The organism is Pseudonocardia sp. WMMC193 (assembly GCF_021728735.1).
GTDB classification, from domain to species: Bacteria; Actinomycetota; Actinomycetes; order Mycobacteriales; family Pseudonocardiaceae; genus Pseudonocardia; species Pseudonocardia oroxyli.
Map to the genome: position 1 here is coordinate 2,681,016 of NZ_JAKKDO010000003.1, position 23,692 is coordinate 2,704,707.

A 23,692-nucleotide genomic window follows, 5' to 3' on the forward strand; every position below is an offset into this window, starting at 1 on the left:
TACCTATCCCCAGCCGGCGCTCAGACCGCCTGGGAGCGCAGCGCCTCCACCCCGACCGGCGCGTCCCCGCGCAGCGTGACGCGGTGCATCACGCGGCGGGCGTCCCCGTAGTCGCGGTTCGCGTAGTGGACGGTGGAGCGGTTGTCCCACATCGCGACGTCCCCCTCGGCCCAGCGGTGGCGCACGATGTGCTCGGGCTTGGTGAGGTGCGCGTAGAACAGGTCCAGCAGGTGCCTGCTCTCGGCGTCCGACACGCCCTGGATCCGCTCGGTGAAGCCGGGGTTCACGAACAGCGACCGACGCCCGGTCTCGGGGTGCACGCGCACCACGGGGTGCACGACCGGTTCGAGGCTGGTGACCGTCTCGCCCTCCCAGACGCTGCCCCGGCCCTGGCGGCGCTGCGCGAGGTAGTAGCCGAACTCGCGGTTGCCGTCGTGGACCGCGTCGAGCTCGTCGGCGAGGCGCTGCACCGCCGGGGACAGGGACTCGTAGGCGAGCTCCAGGTCGGCCCAGTTCGTGTCGCCGCCGGCGGCCGGCAGGGTGACCGCCCGCAGGATCGAGCCCAGCGGCGGCCGCTTCATGAAGGTGACGTCGGTGTGCCAGACGTCGGAGAAGCCGTTGTCCGCGGAGTCCAGCGCGTAGATCTCGGTGTGCTCGTCGTCGATGCCCGGGACCACCGGGTGGGACGCCGTCAGCTCGCCGATCCGGTTGCCCAGCCGGACCTGGCCGGTCGGGTCGAGGGCGTGCTGGCCGCGGAAGAACAGCACCTTGCGCTCGGTGAGCCGGGCGCGGATGGCGGCCACCTGGGCGTCGGAGGCGGTGGCCAGGTCGACGTCGTGGACGATCGCGCCGAAGCGCGGGCCGAGCGGCTCGAGGGTCAGGTCGACGGCGGCGAGCGGGGACGACGGGGACACGGGGGACAGCGGGGACACGGCGGGGCTCCTCGGGAGCGGTGCGGACGGGGGCGGGGACGGGGACGGGGACGGGGTCACCGACAGAGCGCCACGGCCGTCCGGCAGAGGTCGACGTAGAGTCGCGCCACCAGCCGAAGGTCCACGTGCCGATCGTGACGCCCGCGCAGCGGCACGGCAAGGGTGGTCGCCGTCACCGGGCCCGATGACTACCGTGCGTACGTTGATCGATACCCTGCGTAGGTATGGAGCTGGGCTACCTCACGCACGTCGGCGGGCTCGGCTCGCCGCGCGACGCCTACCGCGACACCGTGGCCCTCGCCGTGGCGGCGGAGGCGGCGGGCTACGACTCGTTCTGGGTCGCCCAGCACCACAACAGCGAGGCGCAGGGGTACCTGCCGTCGCCGTTCGTGCTGCTCGCGGCGGTCGCGCAGGCCACGCAGCGGATCCGGCTCGGGGTGGGTGTCGTCGCGGTGGCACTCGAGGACCCGCGCCGGGTCGCGGAGGACGCCGCCGTGCTGGACACGCTGTCCGGCGAGCGACTGGAGCTCGGCGTCGGGGCGGGGTCGGACCCGGCCGCGTCGGCCCTGTTCGGGCGCGACCACGAGCGTCGGCACGCCGAGACCGCGGCGGCCGTCGACGAGCTGCGGGCCGTCCTCGGCGGGATCACGCTCGTGCCGGACGCGCCCGGGCTGCTGGACCGGATGTGGTGGGCGACGGGATCGGCCCGGGGCGTCGACGCGGCCGCGGCCCGCGGGACGGGGGTGATCTCGGGCAGGCCGCAGGGCGCCGCCGTGGACCTGGAGCGGTTCTGGGGACGGTCGGTCGGCGAGCCGCGGGTCGCGGTGTCGCGGCTGGTCCGGGCCGGGGAGCCCGCCGCGGAGGTGACCGCCCGGCTGCGCGCCGACCCCGCCCTGAGCTGGGCGACCACGCTCCTCGTGCAGACCCAGCCCACGCGGACCGACCGCGCGACGCACCTGCGGACCCTCGAGGTCGGCCGGGCGGCGCGGGACTCCTACCGTCGACCCGTGGCGAGCACGGCGCCCGCTTAGGCAGGATGGCCGGGTGACCGATACCGAGCAGCGCCGCAGTGGCCTGGACCTGCGTTGGGTGGACACCGGCACCCGCCCGCAGGACGACCTGTTCACCCACGTCAACGGCAAGTGGCTCGCGGGGCACGTGATCCCGGACGACCGGGCGCAGGACGGCGCCTTCCGGGACCTGCGCGACCGGGCCGAGGAGGACGTCCGGGCCATCGTCGAGGAGGTCCGCGAGGGCCGGGTGGCCGACCTGTACGCCTCCTACATGGACACCGAGCGGATCGAGGAGCTGGGCACCGCCCCGCTGCAGCCGCTCCTGGCGGAGATCGCGGACGCGTCGTCGAAGGAGGAGCTCGCCGGGGTGCTCGGCCGCCGCCAGCGGCAGGGCCGGGCCGCGCTCTTCGGCGCCTTCGTCGGGACCGACGCCAAGGACTCGTCGCGCTACCTGGTGCACCTGTCGCAGGCCGGGCTCGGCCTGCCGGACGAGTCGTACTACCGCGAGGAGCAGTACGCGGAGATCCGGGCCGCGTACCTGACGCACCTGTCCCGGCTGTCCGCCCTGGTGGGCCTGCCGGACGAGTCCGCCACGGTGCTGGACCTGGAGACGCGGCTCGCCGCGATCTCCTGGGACCGGGTGACCAACCGGGACGCCGAGAAGACCTACACCCTGATGACCTGGCCCGCGGTGCAGGCCAACGCCCCGGAGTTCCCCTGGTCGGCGTGGCACGCCGCGCTCGCGGCCCCGGAGGGCGCGTTCGACGAGGTCGTCGTGCGGCAGCCCGCCTTCGTGCTGGCCGCGGCCCGGTTGTGGGCCGAGCTCCCGCTGGAGCAGTGGAAGGCCTGGCTGTCGATCCGGGTGGCGTCCGCCTGCGCGGACTACCTGAACGACGCCGTGGTCGAGGAGGACTTCGACTTCTACGGCCGCACCCTGTCCGGCACCCCCGCCCTGCGGGAGCGCTGGAAGCGCGGGGTCTCGGTGGTGGAGGGCGCCGTCGGCGAGGAGGTCGGGAAGCTCTACGTGGAGCGGCACTTCCCGGCGTCGTCGAAGGAGCGGATGGTCGAGCTCGTCGCGAACCTCGTCGAGGCCTACCGGCAGTCGATCTCCACGCTGGACTGGATGTCGCCGCAGACCCGCGAGCGGGCGCTGGAGAAGCTGGGCAAGTTCCGCCCGAAGATCGGCTACCCCGACAGGTGGAAGGACTACTCGTCGCTCGTCGTCTCCCGGGACGACCTGCTCGGCAACATGCTGCGGGCGGCGGAGTGGGACTTCGACTACGACCTCGCGCGGATCGGCGGGCCCGTCGACAAGGACGAGTGGCTGATGACCCCGCAGACGGTCAACGCCTACTACCACCCGCGGATGAACGAGATCGTCTTCCCGGCCGCGATCCTGCAGCCGCCCTTCTTCGACCCCGAGGCGGACGACGCGGCCAACTACGGCGGCATCGGCGCCGTCATCGGGCACGAGATCGGCCACGGCTTCGACGACCAGGGCAGCCGCTACGACGGCGACGGCAACATGACCGACTGGTGGGAGACCGCGGACCGGGCGGAGTTCGACAAGCGCAGCGGCGCGCTGATCGAGCAGTACTCGCTGCTCTCCCCCGCCGGGCTGCCCGAGCACAAGGTCAACGGGGCGCTCACGGTCGGCGAGAACATCGGCGACCTGGGCGGGCTGACGATCGCGATCAAGGCCTACAGGATCGCGCTCGGGGACACCGAGGCCCCGGTGATCGACGGGTTCACCGGGCTGCAGCGGGTGCTCGTCGGGTGGGCCCAGGTGTGGCGGGCGGCCACCCGGGACGCCGAGGCGGTCCGCAGGCTCGCCGTCGACCCGCACTCCCCGCCGGACCTGCGCTGCAACGCGGTGGTGACCAACCTGGACGCCTTCCACGAGGCGTTCGAGGTCTCCCCCGACGACGCGCTCTACACCTCCCCCGAGGCCCGCGTCCGCATCTGGTGACCCGACGAACGGCGCGTCCGCTCACACCTGGTGAGCGAACGCGCCGTTCGCCGTCGAGGATCAGGGGACCAGCACGTACTTGCCGACGGCCGTTCGGTCGGCGTAGCGGCGCAGGATCTGCGCGGCCTCGGCCAACGGGGCGGTGACCGGCTGCGGCGGGTGCAGGTCACCGCGCCCGATCCGCCCGACGACGTCCGCCAGCAGGGCGGCCTGACCCTCGGCCCCGCCGACCTCCCGCGCCCAGTCCCCCCAGTCCACGCCGACGACCGTGCGGTTGCGCAGCAGCACGATGTTGGCGGGCAGCCGCGGGATCTCGCCGCTCGCGAACCCGAGCACGCAGAACCGCCCGCCCGCCCTGAGCGCGCGCAGCGCGGACTCCGCCGCCGGGCCCCCGACGGGATCGACGACCACGTCCGCGCCGCCGCCCGTGGCCGCACGGATGCCGTCCTTGAGGTCGGTGTAGTCGATCGCCTCGGTGGCGCCGGCCGCGACCGCCGCCGCCCGCTTCTCCGCGCTCGACGCGACGGCCAGCACCCGCGCGCCCAGGCTGCGGGCGACGTCCACCGCGGCCAGCCCGATCCCGCCGCCCGCACCCAGCACGACGACCCACTCGTCCGGCGCGATCGCCACGCGGCGGGTCACGGCGAAGACCAGCGTGCAGTAGGACTCGAGCGCGGAGGCGGCCACGACCGGACCCACACCCGGCGGCAGCGACACGGGGTTCCGCAGGACGGCACGGCTCGCGTACCCGCCGAACCCCAGCACCGAGCCGACGACCGCGGTGCCCTTCTGCGCCGGGTCCACACCGTCGCCGACCGCGAGGACGGTGCCCGCGACCGCCGACCCGGGGGTGAACGGCAGCGGCGGCCTCACCTGGTAGCGGCCCTGCACGATCAACCCGTCGACGAAGCTGACCCCCGCGGCCTCGACGCCCACGAGGACCTCACCGGGCCCGGGCAGGGGGTCGGGCTCCTCGACGAGCGTCAGCTTCTCCGGGTCTCCGAACTCGGTACACACCACGCGCAGCACGGGTCCACCCTGACTGATCGACCGCTCAGTTCGGCTATGACCCCGCCCACACCCGCCTAGAGGGACTTGAGCACGGCGTCGGCCGAGCTGACGGTGACGTCGCCGGGCGAGCTCTCCACCCACACACCCTTCGCGACCCCGTCGGTGAAGACCGCCGCGTAGCGCTGGTTGCGCAGCCCCAGGCCCATGCCGGTGCCGTCCAGGGTGAGCCCGAGGGCCTTGGCGAGGTCGCCGTTCCCGTCGCCGAGCATGAGCACGGCGTCCCCGGTGTCCCGGGACTTGCCCCAGGCGTCCATGACGAAGGCGTCGTTGACCGAGACGCAGGCGATCGTGTCCACGCCCTTGGCCTTGAGCTCGTCCGCCCGCAGCACGTACTCGGGGAGGTGCTGGTCCGAGCAGGTGGGGGTGAAGGCGCCGGGGACGCCGAACAGCACGACCGTGCCCGTGCCCAGCACCTCGGTGCTCGTGACGGGGGTGGGCTTGTCGTCGCGCATCGTCGTCAGCGTGACCTCGGGAAGGGTGTCGCCGGCCGAGAGGGCCATGGGGTGCCTCGTTTCGCGAAGTGTCGTGATCAGCTCGACGCTACTGCGGGCGCACTCGCGCCGCAGCCGCACCCGTGCCGTCCCCGACCGAACGATGAGTTCCGCGCCCCGGGAGAGTCCACCCCCACGACGTCACCGAAGCTCCACCGAACCGGGAGGACCCATGACCGCACGACCGCCCGTCGTCGACACGCAGACCTGGGAGCGGGAGCTCGCCGCGCTCCGGACCAGGGAGAAGGCCGCCACGCGCGAGCTGGACGCGATCGCCGCGCAGCGCAGGCGGCTGCCCATGGTCGAGATGCCGGACTACGTGCTGGAGGGCCCGGACGGGCCGGTCCGGCTGGTCGACCTGTTCGGCGACCAGGACCAGCTGATCGTCTACCACCACATGTGGGAGGACGGGGCCCGGTGGCAGTGCGGCGGCTGCACGAGCTTCACCACGCAGTTCACCCGCTTCGCGGGCCTGGCGAAGTTCGGCGCCCGGTTCGTGATCGTCACCCAGGGCCCGATCGCCGACGCGCTCGCCTACCGGGACGAGGTCGGCAACCGCATGGAGTGGTACTCGACGGCGGGCAGCGCGTTCGGCGCGGACGTCGGCGCGGGGCCGAACGAGGGCTTCGGCGTCAACGTCTTCCTGCGCGACGGCGACCGGGTCTACCGGACCTGGCACACGAACGGGCGCGGGGTGGAGCAGCTCAGCCACCTGTTCGCGCTGGTCGACGTCCTGCCCTACGGCCGCCGGGAGGAGTGGCAGGACTCCCCCGAGGGCTGGCCGCAGGGCCCCGCCTACGCGCGGTGGATGGGCTCCGACGAGATCGCCGCGGCCTACGGGGACGCTACGCAGGCGGGATGATGCCCTCGCCCACGATCCGCACGACCTCACCCGGCAGGGCGTCGGAGCCGGGGCGGCCGGGGCGGTACCACTCGCTGATCGAGTTGACCGTGCCGCTGAGCAGGCGGGCGGCGAGCGAGGGCTCGACGCCGGCGCGCACCTCACCGTCCGCCACCGCCTCGGCGACGAGCGAGGCGATCGAGGCGTCGTAGGCGCGGCGGCGGGCGAGCGCCCACCGCTCGGTCTCGGTGTTGCCCCGCACCCGCAGCAGCAGCGTGACGTACGGCAGCTCCGACTGCAGCACCTCCACCTGCCGGTAGATGATGTGCCGCAGGCGGTCCAGCGCCGGACCGGAGAGCGACTCCGGCTCGGAGAGGATCCCGAACAGACCGTCCAAGGCCCGGGTGAGAGCCGCCTTGAGCAGCTCCTCCTTGCCCGAGACGTGGTGGTAGAAGCTGGACTTGGTGATGCCCGCGGCGCGGGAGAGGTCCTCCATCGACGTGGCGTCGTAGCCGCGGGTGTTGAACTCCGCGACCGCCACGGCGAGCAGGGACGCCGCGTCGTAGGCCGGTCGGCGCCGCCCGGTGGGGGCCGTCATCGCCCCTCGAACGCGGGGGCGCGCTTCTCGAGGAACGCCTCCACGGCCTCGTGGTGGTCCCGGGTGACGCCCAGCCGCGCCTGCCCCGCGGCCTCGGCGGCCAGGACCGTGTCCAGGGAGGACACCGCCCCGATCGCCACGGCCTTCTTGATCTCGGCGTAGGCCAGCGTGGGCCCGGCGGCCAGCTTCCGGGCGAGCGTGAGCGCCGCGCCGAGCACCTCGTCCGCCGGGACGACCGACCGGACCAGGCCGGACGCCAGTGCCTGCGCCGCGTCGAACGACTCGCCGAGCAGCAGCAGCTCGGTGGCCCTGGCCGCGCCGAGCGAGTGCGTGAGCGTGGCCGACAGTCCCGAGTCCGCGGTCAGCCCGATCGCCGAGAAGGCGGTGGCGAACGTGGCGCCCTCGGCCGCGATCCGCAGGTCGCAGGCCATGGCGAAGCCGAGGCCCGCCCCGACCGCCCCGCCGTTGATCGCGCAGACCACCGGTTTCGGCATCGTCGCGAGCAGCGTGACGATCGGGTTGTAGTGCTTCTCCACGGTGTCGAACGAGGTGGCCGAGTCACCGCGCAGGGACTTCACGTGCTCGCCCAGGTCCTGCCCCACGCAGAACGACTTGCCGCTGCCCGCCAGCACCACGGCGCGGACGTCCGGGTCGGCCGCGACCTCCGCCAGCGCCTGGTGCAGCGCCTCCTTCAGCTCGACGGTCAGCGCGTTGCGCCGCTCGGGCCGGTTCAGCGTGACGACCGCGACGGCGCCGTCGCGCTCGAGGGTGACAGGCGAGTCCATCGGGCCATGCTAGCCGCCGCCGTCAACCGAACGATCGTTTCAGGGTCCGGGTCCGCCGTCAGCGGGCGGCGGAGGGCGGGTGACCGTAGCGGCGCCGGAAGGCGGCGGCGAAGCGGCTGGCGCTGGAGAAACCCCAGGCCGCGGCGACCTGGCTGATCGTGAGGCCCGGCCGGGCGGCGAGGTCGGCGCGGGCGCGGTGCAGCCGCACGGCGACCAGGTGTTCGGTCGGGGTGCAGCCCATCCACCGGCGGAACCCGTCCTGCAGCCGCCGCACCGAGGTGCCCGCGACGTCCGCCATCTCGGCGGCGGTCCACGCGCGGGCGGGGTCGTCCGCCACCGCGTCGACCACCCGGCTGATCATCCGCGGCCGCGCGGGCGGGCCGCCGTCCTCCGGGCAGACCGCCAGCAGGAAGCCCGCGGACACCGCCCCCGCCAGCTGGGCCCGCACGACGGGCTGGTCGGAGAACAGCGGCGTGGTGCGGGCGTGCGAGGACAGGCCGGCGACCAGGTGCCGCCAGTCCCGACCCGGCCCCGCGGCGTCGAGCCGGACCTGGTCGGGCAGCGACCCGACGGTCCCGGGCCTGCCGAGGACCCGCTCGGCCTCGCGGTCCATCCAGTCCCGGTCGAACTTCACGCCGAGGACGGTGCAGGTGGCGTCCCAGTGGCTGATCAACGACGGCGTGTCGGCCCGGAAGACGGTGGCCTGCCCGGCCACGGAGGTGACCGTGCCGTGCCGCCCGCGGCTCTCCAGGTGCCCGGTCAGCGGCAGGTTGACCTCGTAGGCGGCGGGATAGTCGCAGGCCACGGCGACGTCCGCACCCCACCCGACGTACCCGATGAGCACCGGGCCGAGGTCCACCGTGCGCAACGTCAGCCGCGGGTCGCCCCCGCCGCCCAGCGGCGTGAGCTCGTGCGGGAAGTACGCCGCCGCCACCGACTGGGAGGCGCGCTGCCAGTCCCGGAACGTCGCACCACTGCGTGCGGGCATGCCGAGGATGGTAGCCCAGCGCAGCGCGGGCGACCCGGCGCGCGATGCGTCTCGGATCCGCGCGATCCGTGTCGTCGCGGCGGTGCCGCGGACCTACCTTCGCGGCCATCCCGGACACCGCCGACTCGGATCCCTGTGGAGGAACGTCGATGACGACGACCGAGAACGACCTGGGCTGGCTCGACGACATCACCATGAGCCAGCTGGAACGCAACCCCTACCCCGTCTACGAGCGGCTGCGGGCCGAGGCCCCGCTGGCCTACGTCCCCGTGCTCGGCTCCTACGTGGCCTCGACCGCGGAGCTCTGCCGCGAGATCGCCACCAGCCCGGACTTCGAAGCCGTGATCACCCCGGCGGGCGGCCGGACGTTCGGTCACCCCGCGATCATCGGGGTGAACGGCGACGTGCACGCCGACCTGCGCGGCATGGTCGAGCCGCAGCTGCAGCCCGTCGAGGTGGACCGCTGGGTCGACGACCTGGTGCGCCCCATCGCCCGCCGGTACGTCGAGGCGTTCGAGAACGACGGCCGCGCGGAGCTCGTGGGGCAGTACGCCGAGCCGGTCAGCGTGCGGTCCCTCGGTGACCTGCTGGGCCTCACGGACGTCTCGTCGGACACCCTGCGGGACTGGTTCGCCCGGCTGAACCGCTCCTTCACCAACGCCGCCATGACGGCCGACGGCGAGTTCGCCAACCCGGAGGGGTTCCTCGACGGCGACCGGGCCAAGGAGGAGATCAAGGCCGCCGTCGACCCGCTGATCGACCGGTGGATCACCGAGCCCGCGGACACCGCGATCTCGCACTGGCTCCACGACGGCATGCCGCCCGGGAAGACGCGGGACCGCGAGTACATCTACCCGACGATCTACGTGTACCTGCTCGGCGCCATGCAGGAGCCCGGCCACGGCATCGCGTCCACGCTCGTCGGGCTGTTCGGCGAGCCGGAGCAGTTCGAGCAGGTCGTCGACGATCCCGCGCTCATCCCCCGGGCGATCGCGGAGGGCATGCGCTGGACCTCGCCGATCTGGTCGGCGACGGCGCGGATCACCACCGCGGACGTGCACCTCGCGGGCGTGGACCTGCCGAAGGGCACCCCGGTGATCCAGTCCTACGGCTCGGCGAACCACGACACCGGCCTGTACGAGGCGCCGACCCGCTTCGACCTGCACCGCCCGCCGCTGCCGCACCTGGCGTTCGGCGCGGGCCGGCACGCCTGCGCCGGCATCTACTACGCCAACCACGTCATGCGGATCGCGCTGGAGGAGCTGTTCGAGGCGATCCCGAACATGGAGCGGGACACCTCGGCCGAGGTCGAGTTCTGGGGCTGGGGCTTCCGCGGCCCGACCGCCCTGCCCGTCACCTGGGAGGTCTGACCCCCATGACGTCCACCGCGCCCACCTTCGGAGCCGCCCTCGGCGACCGGACCGTCCCCTGCGGCCCGGACCAGCCCCTGCTCGACGCCTTCCTCCGGGCCGGGGTCTGGATGCCGAACTCCTGCAACCAGGGGACCTGCGGCACCTGCAAGCTGCGGGTGGTCCGCGGTGACGTCGACCACCGCGACTCCCCCGCCGACACCCTCACCGCGGCGGAGCGGGCCGCAGGCCTGGCGCTGGCCTGCCAGGCGCGGCCCCGCTCCGACCTCACCCTCGCCCTGGACGGGCCCGCCGCGGCGGCGGGCCGCACCGCCCATCCCCTGCGGGACCTGGTGGGGACCGTCGTGGAGCTCGCGGACGTCGCCCGGGACACCCGACGGCTGCGGATCGCCCTGGGCGAGCCCCTCGCGTTCGACGCCGGGCAGTACGTGGAGCTGACCGTGCCGGGGTCCGGGGTGCGGCGGCAGTACTCCCTGGCGAACACCGCGGACGTCGACAAGGTCCTGGAGCTGCACGTCCGGCTCGTCCCCGGTGGCGCGGCGACCGCGGGGTGGATCTTCGACTCCCTCCGGGTCGACGACGAGATCGAGGTCAGCGGGCCGTTCGGCGACTTCGTCCTCGACGACGCCGAGGGCCCGATGGTCATGATCGGCGGCGGTACCGGCCTGGCCCCGCTGGTCGGGCTCGCCCGCACCGCCCTGGCCCGCGACCCCGGGCGGGAGATCCACCTCTACCACGGCGTCCGCGGGGCGGCGGACCTCTACGACGGCGACGCGATGGCGGAGCTGGCGGCGCGGTACTCCGGCTTCCGGTTCCTCCCGGTGCTCTCGCACGAGCCGGACCCGGACCACCGCTCGGGCCTGCCGACCGACGCGTTCGTCGAGGACGTCCCCAGCGCCCGCGGCTGGTCGGGCTGGCTGTGCGGCCCGCCCGCGATGGTGGACGCCGGGGTGAAGGCGTTCAAGCGCAGGCGGATGGCGCCGCGCCTGATCCACCGGGAGAACTTCACGCCGGCCTGCTGATCCGTCCGGCGGGTACGCAGTTGTGCGTACCCGCCGGACGTCTCTGCGGGGCACCCACCGGCCTCTCCTCCCTGCCCGACACCGACGCAGGAGGAGCGATGGATCTCGAGAAGTCCCTGCCCACCACACTCGACCCCGCGACCGAGGAGGCGCTCGACACCCTGCAGGCCAACATCCTCTCCGGCCACGTGCGGGAGCGGTTCCTGGCCCTGTTCGTGCACTTCGGCGACGCGGCGGACGGCTGCGCGTTCCTCCGCGCGCTCGCCCCGATGATCAAGCCGTACGCGGTGCAGCGCTGGGAGACCGCCGCCTTCAAGGCGCACCTGCCGATCCGCCCGGTCTGGGTCGGGGCCGCGCTGTCGGCGTCGGGGTACGGCGCCCTGGGCCGCAAGGCCGACGCCCCGACCGACACCGCCTTCCGCGGCGGGATGAAGTCCAGCACGGCGAAGCTGGCCGACCCCGCGCAGGAGACGTGGGAGGCGGGCTACCAGGGGGACGTCCACGCCGTCGTGCTGATCGGCGGCGTCTCGGCGGACGACGTCGAGGCCGCGGAGGACGCGGTCCGGGCGGTCCTGCCGCCCACGGTCACCGTGCTGCAGCGGGAGACCGGGCGCGGGCAGCACAACGCCGACGGCAACGGCATCGAGCACTTCGGCTACGTCGACGGCCGCAGCCAGCCCCTGTTCGTCGAGGCCGAGATCGCGGCCGAGGACAAGACCGCCTGGGACCCGGCGTTCCCGCTGAAGCAGGTGCTCGTCCCGGAGTCGGCGAACAGGTTCGGCAGCTACTTCGTGTTCCGCAAGCTCGAGCAGAACGTCCGCGCGTTCAAGACGGCCGAGGAGCACCTCGCCGACACCTTGGCGCTGTCCGAGCCGGACCGGGAGCGGGCGGGCGCCCTGATCGTCGGGCGCTTCGAGGACGGCACGCCGGTGGTCCTGTCCGGACAGGAGGCGGGCGACCCCCACGTGGTCAACGACTTCGGGTACGACGGCGACCCCGACGGGCTGAAGTGCCCGCACTTCGCCCACATCCGCAAGACCAACCCGCGCGGCACCGGCGGGTTCGAGGCGGTCGAGGGCGAGCGTTCGCACATCATGGCCCGCCGCGGCCAGACCTACGGCGAGCGCTACGACGGACCGAACGCCGACATCGACCCGGCGCTGCGGCCGACCGGCGGGGTCGGGCTGCTGTTCATGGCGTACATGAGCAGTGTGGTGGACCAGTTCGAGTTCACCCAGGCCAACTGGGCGGACTTCGCCGGGTTCCCGAAGGCCGGCGAACAGCCCGGCCTCGACCCGGTGATCGGGCAGGGCCACCGGCCGTCGCTCCCGCCGTGCCCCGTGCCCTGGGGCGGCCCCGGGCTGCGGCCCGCCGAGGTGTTCCCGCAGACCGTGACGCTCAAGGGCGGCGAGTACTTCTTCGCCCCGTCGATCGCCTACCTCGCCGCGCTGTAGACCAGCGTGGTGATCCGGGTGTGGGCGGGGGTGGCCGGGGTGGAGCCGAACCCGAAGCGGACCGGCGGGTCCACCGGGGCGAGCCCACCCTGGTCGACCCCGTCCCACCGCACCACCGCCGACGTGACGCGGTGCAGGTCACGGGCGCAGTAGTACTCGCGGCGGCCCTGCCCGGCGGACCCGACGGTCCGGACGCCGGGCAGGACCCGCCGCGCGACGACGTCGATCGCGGCGACCCAGCGCGGGTCCGTCTGCAGGGGGCCCGGGACCGCACGCAGCAGCCACCCCAGGGCGCCCCGCCCACCGACGCGCCACGCGCACTCCAGCGGCCCCGCGGTGACCTGTCGCCGGTCCCCGCGCTCGACGTGCACGACCGGGCCGAGCCGCACCTCGTCGAAGGTGTAGGTCGCGGTCACGAACTCGGCGACGGGCTCGGAGGGGGCGAGGAGCAGCCGGTGCCCGTCCGGGCGTTCCACCATCACGTCGGTGAAGGAGCCCAGCGGCGAGCGCGGCCAGTGCCCCACCACCACACGGAGTCCCGCAGGGGTGCCGAGCCCGGAGATCCAGCCGTCGAAGCGATCGATCACCCGGGTTGAATACCCCCCATGCTCGAACTCGACCACGTGATCGCCTTCCTGCCCGGGCCGCCCGAGCCGCCTGTCGGGTTCTTCCTCGACGAGGGCACCCGACACGCCGGTCAGGGGACCCGGAACCGGCGGGTGCGCTTCCCGCGGCACTACGTCGAGCTGCTGTGGATCGAGGAGCCGGGGGTGGAGGACCTGGGGTTCGCGGCCCGCTGCGCGCGGGAGGCCTACCCCTACGGCGTCGTCCTGCGCGGCACCCCGCCCGACGGCGACTGGCGGCGCCACACCGTGCCGGACGGGCCCACCCTCGCGATCCACCAGGGCACCCCGGACATGCCGTTCCTGGCCGTCGCGGAGCTGAGCGACGAGCAGCTCGCCGCCCTCCCGCACCGCCTCACCCCACCGCACAAGTCCGGCGCGACGGGGATCGTGGCGACCCGCCTGACCGGCGCCACCCCACCCGGCCCGAGGCTCCCCGGCGTCTCCCTGACCCCGGACGGCGCTCCGTCGATGCGCCTGCTCCTGGACTCCGGCACCCCCCTCCTCCTGTGAGTGGCGATAGTCGCTCCAGCGACTCCGCTCACCCACCCCGCCGGCTCCGCCGGCTGCCGTCCCCCGGCCGCCACTCCCGAGGTCAGTAGGAGCGGGGCAGGCCGAGGACCTGGGTGCCGATGTGGGCGAGGACCAGCTCCTCGGCGACGGGGATGTTCTTGGCGATCCGGCTGTCCCGGAACAGCCGCTCGACGGGGTACTCCTTCGAGTAGGCCATCCCCCCGAAGGTCTGGAAGGCCTGGTTGGCGGCCTCCCACCCCACCTGCGCGCCGGTCAGCTTCGCGATGTTCGTCTCCGCGTGGCAGGGCAGCCCGCGGTCGAACAGCCACGCGGCCTTGTACGTCATCAGCCTGCCGAGCTCGGTCTTCGCCTTGATCTGCGCGAGCGGGAACTGGATGGCCTGGTTCGCCCCGATGGGGCGGCCGAACACCTCCCGTTCCCTCGCGTACCGGACGGCGACGTCGAGCGCCGCGTCGGCCGTCCCCACTCCCCCGGCGGCGGCGAGCACCCGCTCGGGGTTCAGGACGTCCCACAGCACGGCGAAGCCGCCGTCGACCTCGCCGAGCACGTTCTCGGCGGGCACCCGGACCCCGTCGAAGAAGACCTGGCTCGAGGTCACCACGTTCGACCCCAGCTTCGGGATCGGGGTGTAGCGCAGCGTGCCGGCGGCGACCGCCTCCTTGACGTCGACCAGCAGCAGGGTGAAACCGCTGGTCCGGGGCCTGGCGTCGGCCGCGGGGACGGTGCGCGTGATCGCCACCATCCAGTCCGCGTTCTCCAGCCCGGAGATCCAGATCTTCTGTCCGTCGATCACGAAGTCGCCGCCGTCCCGGACGGCGCGGGTGCGGATGCGCAGGGCGTCGCTGCCGGCGTCCGGCTCGGTCAGCGCCATGCAGAACTGGGTCTCGCCGGTCGCGACACCGGGCAGGATCCGCGCCTTCTGCTCCGCGGTGCCGTGCCGGGCGAGGGTCGTCGCCCCGAACCCCGGCGTGAGGATGTAGAGGAAGATCCCGCCCGTGCCGCCGGACGCGGCGAGGGTCTCGCAGGCGACCGCCAGCTCCAGGAGCCCCTGGCCCCCGCCGCCGTACTCCTCGGGGACGGTGAGCCCGAGCCAGCCGCCCCGGCCCAGGTCCGACCACACCTCCCACGGGAACCGGTGCTCGTCCTCGCACCGGGACCAGTAGGCGTGGTCGTACTTCGCGCCGATCGCCCGGACGCCCTCCTGCACGGCGAGGGCGGTCTCGGGGAGGGTGAAGTCCATGGGGCGGCCTTCCGACGCTGGAACGGTTACCGCAGGGTAGCCACCGCCCACTCGGCGAGCGTGGTGGGCGTGGTGCTCTCGACGCCGCGCGGCGGGTCGAGCGGTCGTCCGCGGGTGCCGGCCGTCATCCCCACGATGGCCTCGACGGCCTTCGAGGGCAGCTCGGCGAGCATCGCACGCAGCTCGTCGTCGGAGCTCGGCGAGTACTCGACCGGATGCCCCAGCACGTCGGTGAGGATGCCCGCGACCTGCGCGAACGAGAGATCGCGCGGGCCGTAGACGCCCTGGACGACCCGGCCGGACCAGCGGTCGGACAGCAGCCGGGCGGCCGCGACCTCGCCGATGTCTCGCGGCGCGACCCACGGGAACGCCTCCTGCGGGTCCCGGGTGCCGTGCAGTCGGTCTCCGGGGAGGTCCGCCAGGAGGTTGGTGACGAAGTACCCGCAGCGCAGCACGCAGACGTCGCCGATCAGGGCGCGCTCGATCGCCGCCAGCCCGTCGAGGTGCCCGGCCCCGCTCCCCCGCTCGGCCCCGCTGCTGGACACGAACACCGCGCGCGGCACCCGGGCCGCCGCGAACACCTCCCCGAGCGCGGCCGACTCCGCGATCGGGTCCTCGGCCGTGTGGGGGGTCGTGTCCAGCCAGAACGCGGCGTCGATCCCCTCGGCGGCGGCCCGGACGTCGTCGGCGCGGGTCAGGTCGCCGACCCGGACGTCGCACGCGGACCGGACCCCGACGGGCAGCCGCGCCGGGTCGCGGACCAGCAGGCGGGGCCGCAGGCCCGCGGCGAGCAGCACCCGCACGACGTGCGTGCCGACGTTTCCGGTGGGTGCGGTGACGAGGATCCTCATGCCCTCCGGTGTAGTCGCGATCCCTGACAGCCCCCGTCAGTGGGCCGGGGACCAGGAGCCCTGGATCGTGTCCAGCTGTGCGAGGGCCTCGGCGGGCAGCTCGAGATCCGCGGCGGCCACGTTCTCGTGCAGGTGCGCCACCGCGCTCGTCCCCGGGATGACCAGGATGTTCGGGCTGCGCTGCAGCAGCCAGGCCAGCGCGGTCTGCTGCGGGGAGGCCCCGAGGGACGCCGCGACCCGGGCCAGCGTGTCCGACTGGAGCGGGGTGAACCCGCCGAGCGGGAAGAACGGGACGTAGCCGATCCCGTCGGCTGCGAGGGAGTCGATCAGCGCGTCGTCCGTGCGGTGGGCGACGTTGTACAGATTCTGCACGAACACGATCGGCGCGATCTCCCGCGCCTCCGCGACCTGCGCGGCCGTGACGTTGGACAGGCCCACGTGTCGGACCAGCCCCTCCTTCTGCAGCGCGACGGTGGCCGCGAACAGCTCGCCGATCGGCTCGTCGGACATGGCACGCAGGTTGACCCCGTCGAGCGCGTCGACGCCCAGCTGGGCGAGGTTGTCGAGGAGCTGTTCGCGCAGATCGTCGGACCGGTTCCAGGAGCCGTCCGGCCCGCGGCGGGCGCCGATCTTGCTGACGAGGCGCAGGTCCGCCGGGTAGGGGTGCAGGGCCTCGCGGATGATCTCGTTGGTGACCACCGGGCCGTAGGCCTCGCTGGTGTCGATGTGGGTGATCCCCAGGTCGACGACGGTGCGCAGCACGCGCACGGCCTCCGCGCGGTCGCGGGGCGGGCCGAAGACGCCGGGTCCCGCGAGCTGCATCGCGCCGTACCCCATGCGGGTCAGCACGAGGTCGTCGGCCAGGGTCAGGGTGTCGTCCTTCATGGGCTCCAGCCTGCCCCTTCCGACGCGCCGCAGCCTGGTAACGCTCTTCCCAGGCAGTCCGGGCCGTCCGGACGGATGATGGACCCGTGAACGACGACCTGGGCACGGCGCTGCGGACGTGGCGGGACCGACTGGACCCGGCGGCCGTCGGGCTGCCGCGCAACGGGGTCCGCCGCGCGCCCGGCCTGCGCCGCGAGGAGCTGGCGATCCTCGCCGGCATCTCGATCGACTACGTGGTGCGGCTCGAGCAGGGCCGGGCCGGCGCCCCGTCGGCGCAGGTCTGCGGCGCCCTGGCCCGCGCCCTGCAGCTCGACGACGCGGAACAGGCCCACCTCATGCGCCTCGCCGGGCACGCCGCCGACCCCGCCCGGATCCCGCGGGTGATCCCCGGCAGCGTCCACCGGATCATGGACCAGCTCGCGGGCCACCCGCTCGCCGTCTACGACGCGACCTGGAACCTCCTGCACTGGAACACGTTGTTCGCGGCGACGTTCGGCGATCCCAGCACGCTCCCCGCCGAGCGGCGCAACACGCTGATCGGGCTGTTCGAGGCGAGCCCGGTGCACGGCCGGGTCCGGCACACCGCGCAGGAGCTGGCCGCGTTCGCCGAGTCGATGGTCGCCGACCTGCGCACCACCACCAGCCGCTATCCCGAGGATCCGACCTCGCGGCGCTGCTCACGAGGCTGCAGCGGTCCGCGTGGTTCCGGGAGCTCTGGGGGCGCCGGGTGGTGGCCGAGCACCAGGGCTCGCACAAGGTCGTCGAGCACCCGGAGGTGGGCCCGATCGACCTGGACTGCGACACCCTGGCCACCCGGGGGAGCAACCTGCGCGTCGTCGTGTTCACCCCCAGCCCCGGCACGGACGCCCGTAGCAGGCTCGACCTGCTGGCGGCCGTGGGCACCCAGGAGATCGCGGCCCGGTGACGTACCGGCAGAATCACGGGGTGCACATCTGGCCCGGCTCGCCCTATCCGCTGGGCTCCACCTTCGACGGCGGCGGCACCAACTTCGCGATCTTCTCGGAGGTCGCCGACTCGATCGAGCTCTGTCTGTTCGACGACGAGGGCCGCGAGGAACGGGTCGTCCTCCCCGAGCGCAACGGGCTGATCTGGCACGGCTACCTGCCGCGCGTCGGGCCCGGGCAGCGCTACGGCTACCGGGTGCACGGCCCCTACGACCCGGCCCGCGGGCAGCGCTGCAACCCGGCGAAGCTGCTGCTGGACCCCTACGCCAAGGCGGTCGACGGGGAGTACCGGTGGGACGAGGCGCTGTTCAGCTACCGCTTCGGGGACCCGTCGAGCTTCAACGACACCGACTCCGCGCCGTACGCCGCGACCTCGGTGGTGATCAGCCCGTACTTCGACTGGCAGGGCGACCGGCCGCTGCGGATCCCCTACAACGAGACCGTCGTCTACGAGGCGCACGTCCGCGGCATGACCATGCGCCACCCGGACATCCCCGACGACGTGCGCGGCACGTACGCGGGCCTGTCCCACCCGGTCATGATCGACCACTTCAAGCAGCTCGGGGTCACGGCCGTCGAGCTGATGCCGGTGCACCAGTTCGTGCACGACTCCACCCTCGCCGACAAGGGCCTGCGCAACTACTGGGGCTACAACACGATCGGCTTCTTCGCCCCGCACAACGGCTACGCCTGCTTCGGCACCCGCGGCGAGCAGGTCACCGAGTTCAAGTCCATGGTCCGCGCGCTGCACCGGGCGGGGATCGAGGTCATCCTCGACGTCGTCTACAACCACACGGCCGAGGGGAACCACCTGGGCCCGACGCTGTCCTTCCGCGGCGTGGACAACCAGGCCTACTACCGGCTCGTCGACGGGGACGAGGCCTACTACTTCGACACCACCGGCACCGGGAACAGCCTCAACGTCCGCCACCACGAGTCGCTGCGCCTGCTCATGGACTCGCTGCGGTACTGGGTCACCGAGATGCACGTCGACGGGTTCCGGTTCGACCTCGCCTCGAGCCTCGCCCGGGAGTTCCACGCCGTCGACCGGCTGTCGGCCTTCTTCGACCTGGTCAACCAGGACCCGGTGGTGAGCCAGGTCAAACTGATCGCCGAGCCGTGGGACGTCGGGGACGGCGGCTACCAGGTCGGCGGCTTCCCGCCCCTGTGGACGGAGTGGAACGGGCGCTACCGGGACACCGTGCGGGACTTCTGGCGCGGCGAGCCGCGTTCGCTGGGCGAGTTCGCGGCGCGCTTCACCGGGTCGTCGGACCTCTACGAGGCGGACAACCGCCGTCCGATCGCCTCGATCAACTTCGTCACCGCGCACGACGGCTTCACCCTCGAGGACCTGGTGTCCTACAACGAGAAGCACAACGAGGCCAACGGCGAGGACAACCGGGACGGGGAGAGCCACAACCGCTCGTGGAACCACGGCGCGGAGGGCCCCACCGAGGACGTGGCCGTGCACGCCCTGCGCGAGCGGCAGAAGCGCAACATCCTCGCCACGCTCCTGCTGTCCCAGGGCGTGCCGATGCTCGCCCACGGTGACGAGCTCGGCCGCACCCAGCAGGGCAACAACAACGTCTACTGCCAGGACAACGAGCTGGCCTGGGTGGACTGGACCCGGGCGCGGGAGTTCGACGTCCAGACCGACTTCGTCGCCCGGCTCACCGCACTGCGCGCGAAGCACCCGATCTTCCGCAGGCAGCGCTTCTTCCAGGGCCGCCCCATCGAGGGCTCCAGCATCGAGGACATCGCCTGGCTGAAGCCCAACGGCAGGCAGATGACGGACGAGGACTGGCAGCGCGCGGGCACCCAGTCGCTGATGATCTACCTGAACGGCCAGGGCATCCCGGACCGGGACATGCTCGGCATGCAGGTGATCGACGACTCGTTCCTGCTGCTGGTCAACGCCAGCCACCAGCAGGTGACCTGCTACCTGCCCGACGACAGCTACGGCCGGGCCTGGGAGACCGTCGTCGACACCGCGGACCCGCTGCTGGCGGGGGCCCGGCGCCGCAGCCACAAGTCCAACGCCCGCCTGCGGGTCATCCCCCGGTCGATGCTCGTCCTGCAGTGCACGGTGCCACCGGCCTGAGTCGACATGTCGAGCTTGACATGTCGCATCCGACCGGTGCAGACTTCCCCGCACCGACGGGGAGGGCGTGTCATGAGCGACGTGCGAATCGGGGACGCGGAGCGGGAACGGACGGCCGCACGGCTGGCGGACGAGGTGGGCACCGGTCGTCTCACGCTCGCGGAGTACGAGCAGCGCGTCGACCGCGCCTACGCCGCCCGCACGGCCGCGGACCTGGCGGCGGTCACGGCGGACCTGCCGTCCGCGGTGCCCCGACCGACACCGTCGTCGTCGGTACCCACGGCGCGCCGGCTCCCGGTGGGCGCGGCCTGGGCGCCCTGGGTCGCGACGAGCGCGATCTGCCTGATCATCTGGGTGGCGACCTCGCTGGGCGCGGGGCATGCGTTGTACTTCTGGCCGATGTGGGTCGCGGGCCCGTGGGGCGCGATGCTCCTGCTCGGCACCCTCACCGGACGAGCCCTGCCCGCCCCCGGCCCGTGCGCCAGATCCCTGCCGAGATGAACCTGAGGGCGATTCCGACCGTGCTCGAATCGCCCTGAGGTTCATCTCGGGGAGCGTTTCGGGACGGTGGGCACGCCCAGGACCGTCGCGGGCTCGCGGTCCGGCTCCGCCTCCCGGGGTGCGGGATCCAGCGCGTGTCCGACGGCGGCGGCGAGGACGGCGCGCAGCGCCTCCACCGCCGCGGGGTCCTGCGGCGGGTAGAGCAGCACCCAGCCCTCGGGCAGCCCGCGGGCCACGCCGGCCAGCGGGTGGAACTCGCCCCAGCGGCGGGCGACGACCACGCGGGCGTCGAGCGGGGAGAGCGCGACGTGCATCGACCCGTCCGCCGGGTGGAGGTGCGCGATCTCGGCACCGCCGCGGACCGCGAGGGCCGTGCGCCCCCGCGAGTGCGCGCTCGGACGCGTCTCCAGCTCGGGGCGCTCCTCGAACTCGGCGAGCGCCGCGGCCAGCGCCGCGGTCGACACCTGGTCCGCGTGCTGCTCGAGCACCCGGTGCGGGATCGGGTGCGGGTCCACCGCGGGCCGCCCGCCCGGGCGCGGCTCGAGCTGCACGAGCCCGCGGCTGACGTCCCCGCTCCCCCGGTCCCGCCAGCGCAGCGGGTCCCGCGCGCGCAGCCGCAGCCCGCTCACGATCGCCCAGCCGACCGGGGTGGCCGGGACGTCGACGGGATCGAGCGCCCGCCACCGGCGGTAGTCCTTCGCCACCCACGCCGCCGCCGCGCCTGCGGCACCCACGAGCGCCCCGACCGTCCCCGCACGCTTCACCCGCGCGAGGCTACCCGTGTCAGAAGACGCAGTATCCCCCGTCCACGACCATCTCGTCGCCCGTGTGGAAGGTCAGCGACGGGTCGGCCAGGTAGGCACCGACCCGCTCGAACTCCGCGGGATCGGCCCAGCGGCGGGCCGGGGTGCGGCGTGTGGTGGCGTCCCGGAAGCGCTCGTCCTGGTAGCCGCCCTCGGACAGGCCCGTGCGGGTCCAGCCCGGGACGAGCGCGTTGACCCGGACCCGGTGGCGGGCGAGCTCGACGGCGAGGGTGCGACTCAGCCCCAGCATCGCGGTCTTGCTCGACGCGTAGGCCCCCTGACCGACCCCGCCGTAGCGGGAGATCATCGAGCTGACGACGACCATCGACCCGCCCGTCCCCTGCGCGATGAACCGTCGGGCGGCCTCGCGGCACACCAGGAACGCGCCGTCGAGATTGACCGCGTGCACCCGCCGCCAGGTCTCCAGCGACAGGTCCGCGACCGGGGTGCGGTCCGAGGTGCCCGCGTTGGCGATCATGCAGCCGAGCGGTCCGAGCTCGGCGACCGTGCGCTCCATGGCCTCGCCCACCTGCGCCTCGTCGGTGACGTCGACCTGCAGGGCGATCGCCTTCACCCCGACGTCCGTCAGCCGCTTCACCGCGTCGGCGTTCTTGGCGGCGTCCCGCGCCCAGATCGCGATGTCGCCGCCCGCCTTCGCGATGCCGGTCGCCATGCCGAGGCCGATTCCGCCGTTGCCCCCGGTCACCACCGCGACCAGACCCGTCAGGTCGTTCACGCGCACTCCTCCCTGAGCGATCGTTCGGTAGAGCGATCGTGCCGGCTCGGGAGCGCCGGCGGGAGGGTGAGACCTCGGGCTTCTTCTCGAATGGTCGCGCGGTGGCGTCAATTCCCGGGACGTGCCCAGCGTGCTGTCCACCAACTGCGATTTCCCGCCGCGCGCGGGGCCCACCAGGCCGGAACGGCTCCCGCGCCCACTGTGGACAGGGCGTGACGACGACGGACGACCGGATTCGCATACAGCGGATTGGTACGCACCATGCACTCCTTCGAGCATGTCCACGTTCGACTCGCGCATTCGACCCTAGGCGCTCCGCGCGGCCGCGGAAACGAATTCGGTGAATGTCGATTCACCGACCAGTCGGCGGTAGCAGGCCGGAGACGAACGGGCGGACGGCCGGGGCGTCACGTCGACTCGCGGACCGCCGCGACGGTGGCCGCCGCGGGTGCCTCGAACTGAGACGGCGGCGTGGCGGGGCCGCCGCTAGCGTCCGGCGGATGACGCTCGGCGAGCCGATGGTGGCCCGGTGGGGCTCCGAGCACCCCGCCGCGCCGCTGGTCGTGGTGGTGCACGGGAACGGCACGAGCGAGCACTCCATGATCGAGATCTCGCCGTGGCTGCCGCACGGCCCGGTCGCGTACGCCGCGGTGCGCGCGCCACGGCCCGCGGCGCGCGGCTACACCTGGTTCACCGACGAGTCCGAGCTCGCGTCGACCGTCGACTGGCTGCTCGGCTGGCTGGGCGGCGAGGGCGATCCCGACCGGTCGGTGCTCCTGCTCGCCTTCCGCACCGGCGTCACGGTCGCGGGCGCGCTGCTGCTCGCCGCGCCCGAGCGGTTCTCGGGGGCCGTCCTGCTGCACGGCGCCCTGCCCGCGGGCGAGCTGCCGTCCGGCGCGCTCCGCGGCGTGCCGGTGTTCCTCGCGGAGGCGACCGAGGAGGAGGGCTCCGACCTTGCCGCGCGCACCCGCCACTGGTTGCGGCGCGAGTCGGGGGCCCCGGTCCGGCTGGCGCGCACCGCGTCCGCGGCGCAGCTGGCGGGCGAGATCGTCGGGGCGGCGGGCAGCTGGCTCGGCGACCGGCTCGACCACCTGCACGCCCACGGCGAGAACCCGCTGCCCGACGGGCCGGAGGCGGACTGGCCGGGCCTGGGCAGGCTGCCCGCCCGCCCCGGCGGCCCACCGGACACCACCACGGACCTGCCGCAGCTCCCGGTCGCCTGCGGCGCCGACCTGTCCGACGCCCTGTGGCAGCGGCTCGACACCCGACGGTGGGCGCCCGCGGCGATCGGCCCGCCGGGCACCCGCTCCCTGCTCGCCGACCACGGGCCCTACGTCGACCCGGCCACCCGCGAGCGCGCCCACCTGCACCCCGACGGCAGCGTGCACGTCGCGCTGCCCCCGGCGTGGGCCTACGACGCGGTCGGGAAGGGATGGGCGGTCCCCCACCCCCTCGCCGGCGTGCGGCTCGATGCGGGCGTGGTCCTGGTCCCCGCGCCGCGCGACCGGCGCGAGCTGGAGATCGTGGCCGCGCTGGTCAGTCGCTGAGGGCGGCCACCGCCGCGGGGACGTCCGGGAAGCTGCGGTACCGCGCCAGCGCCTGCCGCGCCCCGATGCCCAGGTGCGGCCCGACCGCGGCGGCCCCGACCAGGTCGAAGGTGATGCCGCGGCGGTCGCAGGCGTGCGCGGCGTGCCGCAGGGCGGCCTCGCCTCCCGGGGCGACGGCCTCGAGCCCGCTGACGTCGAGCAGCACGTGCCGGGTGACCGCGTGGCCGTAGGTGGCCATCTGCAGGCGGGCATCGACCAGCCGGAGCAACCGGGCGCCGACCATCCGGTCCAGCGACCCGCGCAGGGTGATCGTGTAGAACCCCGCGGCCGGGACCGCGATGCCCATCGGTGCGGATTCGGCGAGCGTCATGG

23 protein-coding genes and 1 pseudogene are annotated in these 23,692 nt (G+C 73.7%); 11 read left to right on the forward strand and 13 right to left on the reverse strand.

Translation table 11 applies throughout. From position 1 onward, the window contains the following. Positions 1–20 precede the first annotated feature (20 nt). Complete coding sequence (locus tag L3X23_RS14085; RefSeq protein ID WP_237192646.1) at positions 21–932, reverse strand: TauD/TfdA family dioxygenase; 912 nt, start codon at positions 930–932, stop codon at positions 21–23. 224 nt (positions 933–1,156) lie between these two features. On the opposite strand from L3X23_RS14085, the gene L3X23_RS14090 reads away from it, so the two are divergent. After that, a complete protein-coding gene (locus L3X23_RS14090; RefSeq protein ID WP_237192647.1) occupies positions 1,157–1,963 on the forward strand; it encodes an LLM class flavin-dependent oxidoreductase in 807 nt (268 codons plus the stop codon). 13 nt (positions 1,964–1,976) lie between these two features. After that, positions 1,977–3,914 carry a M13-type metalloendopeptidase gene (locus L3X23_RS14095; RefSeq protein ID WP_237192648.1) on the forward strand — a complete coding sequence of 646 codons (1,938 nt, stop codon included), beginning with the start codon at positions 1,977–1,979 and terminating at the stop codon, positions 3,912–3,914. Between the two features lie 60 nt (positions 3,915–3,974). On the opposite strand, the gene L3X23_RS14100 is transcribed toward L3X23_RS14095, so the two are convergent. Together L3X23_RS14100 and L3X23_RS14105 are read right to left on the reverse strand one after the other, a co-directional pair. Further along, entirely contained in the window at positions 3,975–4,943 is a 969-nt protein-coding gene (locus L3X23_RS14100; RefSeq protein ID WP_237192649.1) for a zinc-binding dehydrogenase, read from the reverse strand. Between the two features lie 56 nt (positions 4,944–4,999). Further along, a complete protein-coding gene (locus L3X23_RS14105) occupies positions 5,000–5,485 on the reverse strand; it encodes a peroxiredoxin (protein ID WP_237192650.1) in 486 nt (161 codons plus the stop codon). A gap of 163 nt (positions 5,486–5,648) precedes the next feature. Here L3X23_RS14105 and L3X23_RS14110 point away from each other — a divergent pair, with 163 nt between their 5' ends. After that, complete coding sequence (locus L3X23_RS14110) at positions 5,649–6,338, forward strand: DUF899 family protein (protein ID WP_237192651.1); 690 nt, start codon at positions 5,649–5,651, stop codon at positions 6,336–6,338. On the opposite strand, the gene L3X23_RS14115 is transcribed toward L3X23_RS14110, so the two are convergent. The 3 genes from L3X23_RS14115 to L3X23_RS14125 are packed head-to-tail and all read right to left on the reverse strand — an operon-like array spanning position 6,322 to position 8,688. Beyond that, the gene (locus L3X23_RS14115; RefSeq protein WP_237192652.1) at positions 6,322–6,915 is read right to left on the reverse strand and encodes a TetR/AcrR family transcriptional regulator; all 594 of its coding nucleotides are present in this window, start codon (positions 6,913–6,915) and stop codon (positions 6,322–6,324) included. The genes L3X23_RS14110 and L3X23_RS14115 overlap by 17 nt on opposite strands. Next, on the reverse strand, positions 6,912–7,700 hold the full coding sequence (locus tag L3X23_RS14120) for an enoyl-CoA hydratase/isomerase family protein (RefSeq protein WP_237192653.1): 789 nt from the start codon (positions 7,698–7,700) through the stop codon (positions 6,912–6,914). The genes L3X23_RS14115 and L3X23_RS14120 overlap by 4 nt, the downstream gene beginning before the upstream one ends. 58 nt (positions 7,701–7,758) lie before the next feature. Then, positions 7,759–8,688: an AraC family transcriptional regulator gene (locus L3X23_RS14125; protein ID WP_093078865.1), complete on the reverse strand. Its 930-nt coding sequence runs from the start codon at positions 8,686–8,688 to the stop codon at positions 7,759–7,761. Positions 8,689–8,837: 149 nt separating this feature from the next. Here L3X23_RS14125 and L3X23_RS14130 point away from each other — a divergent pair, with 149 nt between their 5' ends. The 3 genes from L3X23_RS14130 (at position 8,838) to L3X23_RS14140 (ending at position 12,534) form a co-directional block, all read left to right on the forward strand. Continuing rightward, positions 8,838–10,058: a cytochrome P450 gene (locus tag L3X23_RS14130; protein WP_237192654.1), complete on the forward strand. Its 1,221-nt coding sequence runs from the start codon at positions 8,838–8,840 to the stop codon at positions 10,056–10,058. A gap of 5 nt (positions 10,059–10,063) precedes the next feature. Next, a complete protein-coding gene (locus L3X23_RS14135; protein WP_237192655.1) occupies positions 10,064–11,080 on the forward strand; it encodes a 2Fe-2S iron-sulfur cluster-binding protein in 1,017 nt (338 codons plus the stop codon). A gap of 98 nt (positions 11,081–11,178) precedes the next feature. Continuing rightward, on the forward strand, positions 11,179–12,534 hold the full coding sequence (locus tag L3X23_RS14140) for a peroxidase (RefSeq protein ID WP_237192656.1): 1,356 nt from the start codon (positions 11,179–11,181) through the stop codon (positions 12,532–12,534). On the opposite strand, the gene L3X23_RS14145 is transcribed toward L3X23_RS14140, so the two are convergent. After that, positions 12,516–13,121: a hypothetical protein gene (locus tag L3X23_RS14145; RefSeq protein WP_093078877.1), complete on the reverse strand. Its 606-nt coding sequence runs from the start codon at positions 13,119–13,121 to the stop codon at positions 12,516–12,518. The genes L3X23_RS14140 and L3X23_RS14145 overlap by 19 nt on opposite strands. Before the next feature lie 18 nt (positions 13,122–13,139). Between L3X23_RS14145 and L3X23_RS14150 the strand changes: the two genes are divergently transcribed. Continuing rightward, on the forward strand, positions 13,140–13,670 hold the full coding sequence (locus L3X23_RS14150) for a VOC family protein (RefSeq protein WP_237192657.1): 531 nt from the start codon (positions 13,140–13,142) through the stop codon (positions 13,668–13,670). A gap of 82 nt (positions 13,671–13,752) precedes the next feature. On the opposite strand, the gene L3X23_RS14155 is transcribed toward L3X23_RS14150, so the two are convergent. From L3X23_RS14155 to L3X23_RS14165, 3 genes are read right to left on the reverse strand one after another with little or no spacing between them, the layout of a single operon-like run. Beyond that, positions 13,753–14,931, reverse strand: coding sequence for an acyl-CoA dehydrogenase family protein (locus L3X23_RS14155; protein WP_237192658.1), 1,179 nt, complete (start codon positions 14,929–14,931; stop codon positions 13,753–13,755). Positions 14,932–14,957: 26 nt separating this feature from the next. After that, entirely contained in the window at positions 14,958–15,782 is an 825-nt protein-coding gene (locus L3X23_RS14160; RefSeq protein ID WP_237192659.1) for an NAD(P)H-binding protein, read from the reverse strand. A gap of 36 nt (positions 15,783–15,818) precedes the next feature. After that, positions 15,819–16,667 carry an oxidoreductase gene (locus L3X23_RS14165; protein WP_237192660.1) on the reverse strand — a complete coding sequence of 283 codons (849 nt, stop codon included), beginning with the start codon at positions 16,665–16,667 and terminating at the stop codon, positions 15,819–15,821. An 86-nt stretch (positions 16,668–16,753) separates the two neighbouring features. Between L3X23_RS14165 and L3X23_RS14170 the strand changes: the two are divergent. The 3 genes and pseudogenes from L3X23_RS14170 to L3X23_RS14180 all read left to right on the forward strand — a co-directional run bounded on the left by L3X23_RS14170 (position 16,754) and on the right by L3X23_RS14180 (position 20,234). After that, positions 16,754–17,592 (forward strand): annotated as a pseudogene (locus tag L3X23_RS14170) (helix-turn-helix transcriptional regulator). 20 nt (positions 17,593–17,612) lie between these two features. Then, positions 17,613–19,733: a glycogen debranching protein GlgX gene (glgX, locus tag L3X23_RS14175; protein ID WP_237192661.1), complete on the forward strand. Its 2,121-nt coding sequence runs from the start codon at positions 17,613–17,615 to the stop codon at positions 19,731–19,733. 72 nt (positions 19,734–19,805) lie between these two features. Beyond that, positions 19,806–20,234, forward strand: a complete 429-nt coding sequence (locus L3X23_RS14180; RefSeq protein ID WP_237192662.1) for a DUF1707 domain-containing protein — start codon at positions 19,806–19,808, stop codon at positions 20,232–20,234. Positions 20,235–20,275: 41 nt separating this feature from the next. Here L3X23_RS14180 and L3X23_RS36155 read toward each other — a convergent pair whose 3' ends face one another. Then, positions 20,276–20,998, reverse strand: a complete 723-nt coding sequence (locus L3X23_RS36155) for a luciferase family protein (RefSeq protein WP_237192663.1) — start codon at positions 20,996–20,998, stop codon at positions 20,276–20,278. Positions 20,999–21,017: 19 nt separating this feature from the next. Continuing rightward, positions 21,018–21,773: an SDR family NAD(P)-dependent oxidoreductase gene (locus L3X23_RS14190; protein ID WP_237192664.1), complete on the reverse strand. Its 756-nt coding sequence runs from the start codon at positions 21,771–21,773 to the stop codon at positions 21,018–21,020. A gap of 500 nt (positions 21,774–22,273) precedes the next feature. Here L3X23_RS14190 and L3X23_RS14195 point away from each other — a divergent pair, with 500 nt between their 5' ends. Beyond that, positions 22,274–23,320: a luciferase family protein gene (locus L3X23_RS14195; RefSeq protein WP_237192665.1), complete on the forward strand. Its 1,047-nt coding sequence runs from the start codon at positions 22,274–22,276 to the stop codon at positions 23,318–23,320. Here L3X23_RS14195 and L3X23_RS14200 read toward each other — a convergent pair. Next, positions 23,310–23,690: a hypothetical protein gene (locus tag L3X23_RS14200; RefSeq protein ID WP_237192666.1), complete on the reverse strand. Its 381-nt coding sequence runs from the start codon at positions 23,688–23,690 to the stop codon at positions 23,310–23,312. The two genes, L3X23_RS14195 and L3X23_RS14200, sit on opposite strands and share 11 nt — an antisense overlap. Positions 23,691–23,692: the final 2 nt, after the last annotated feature.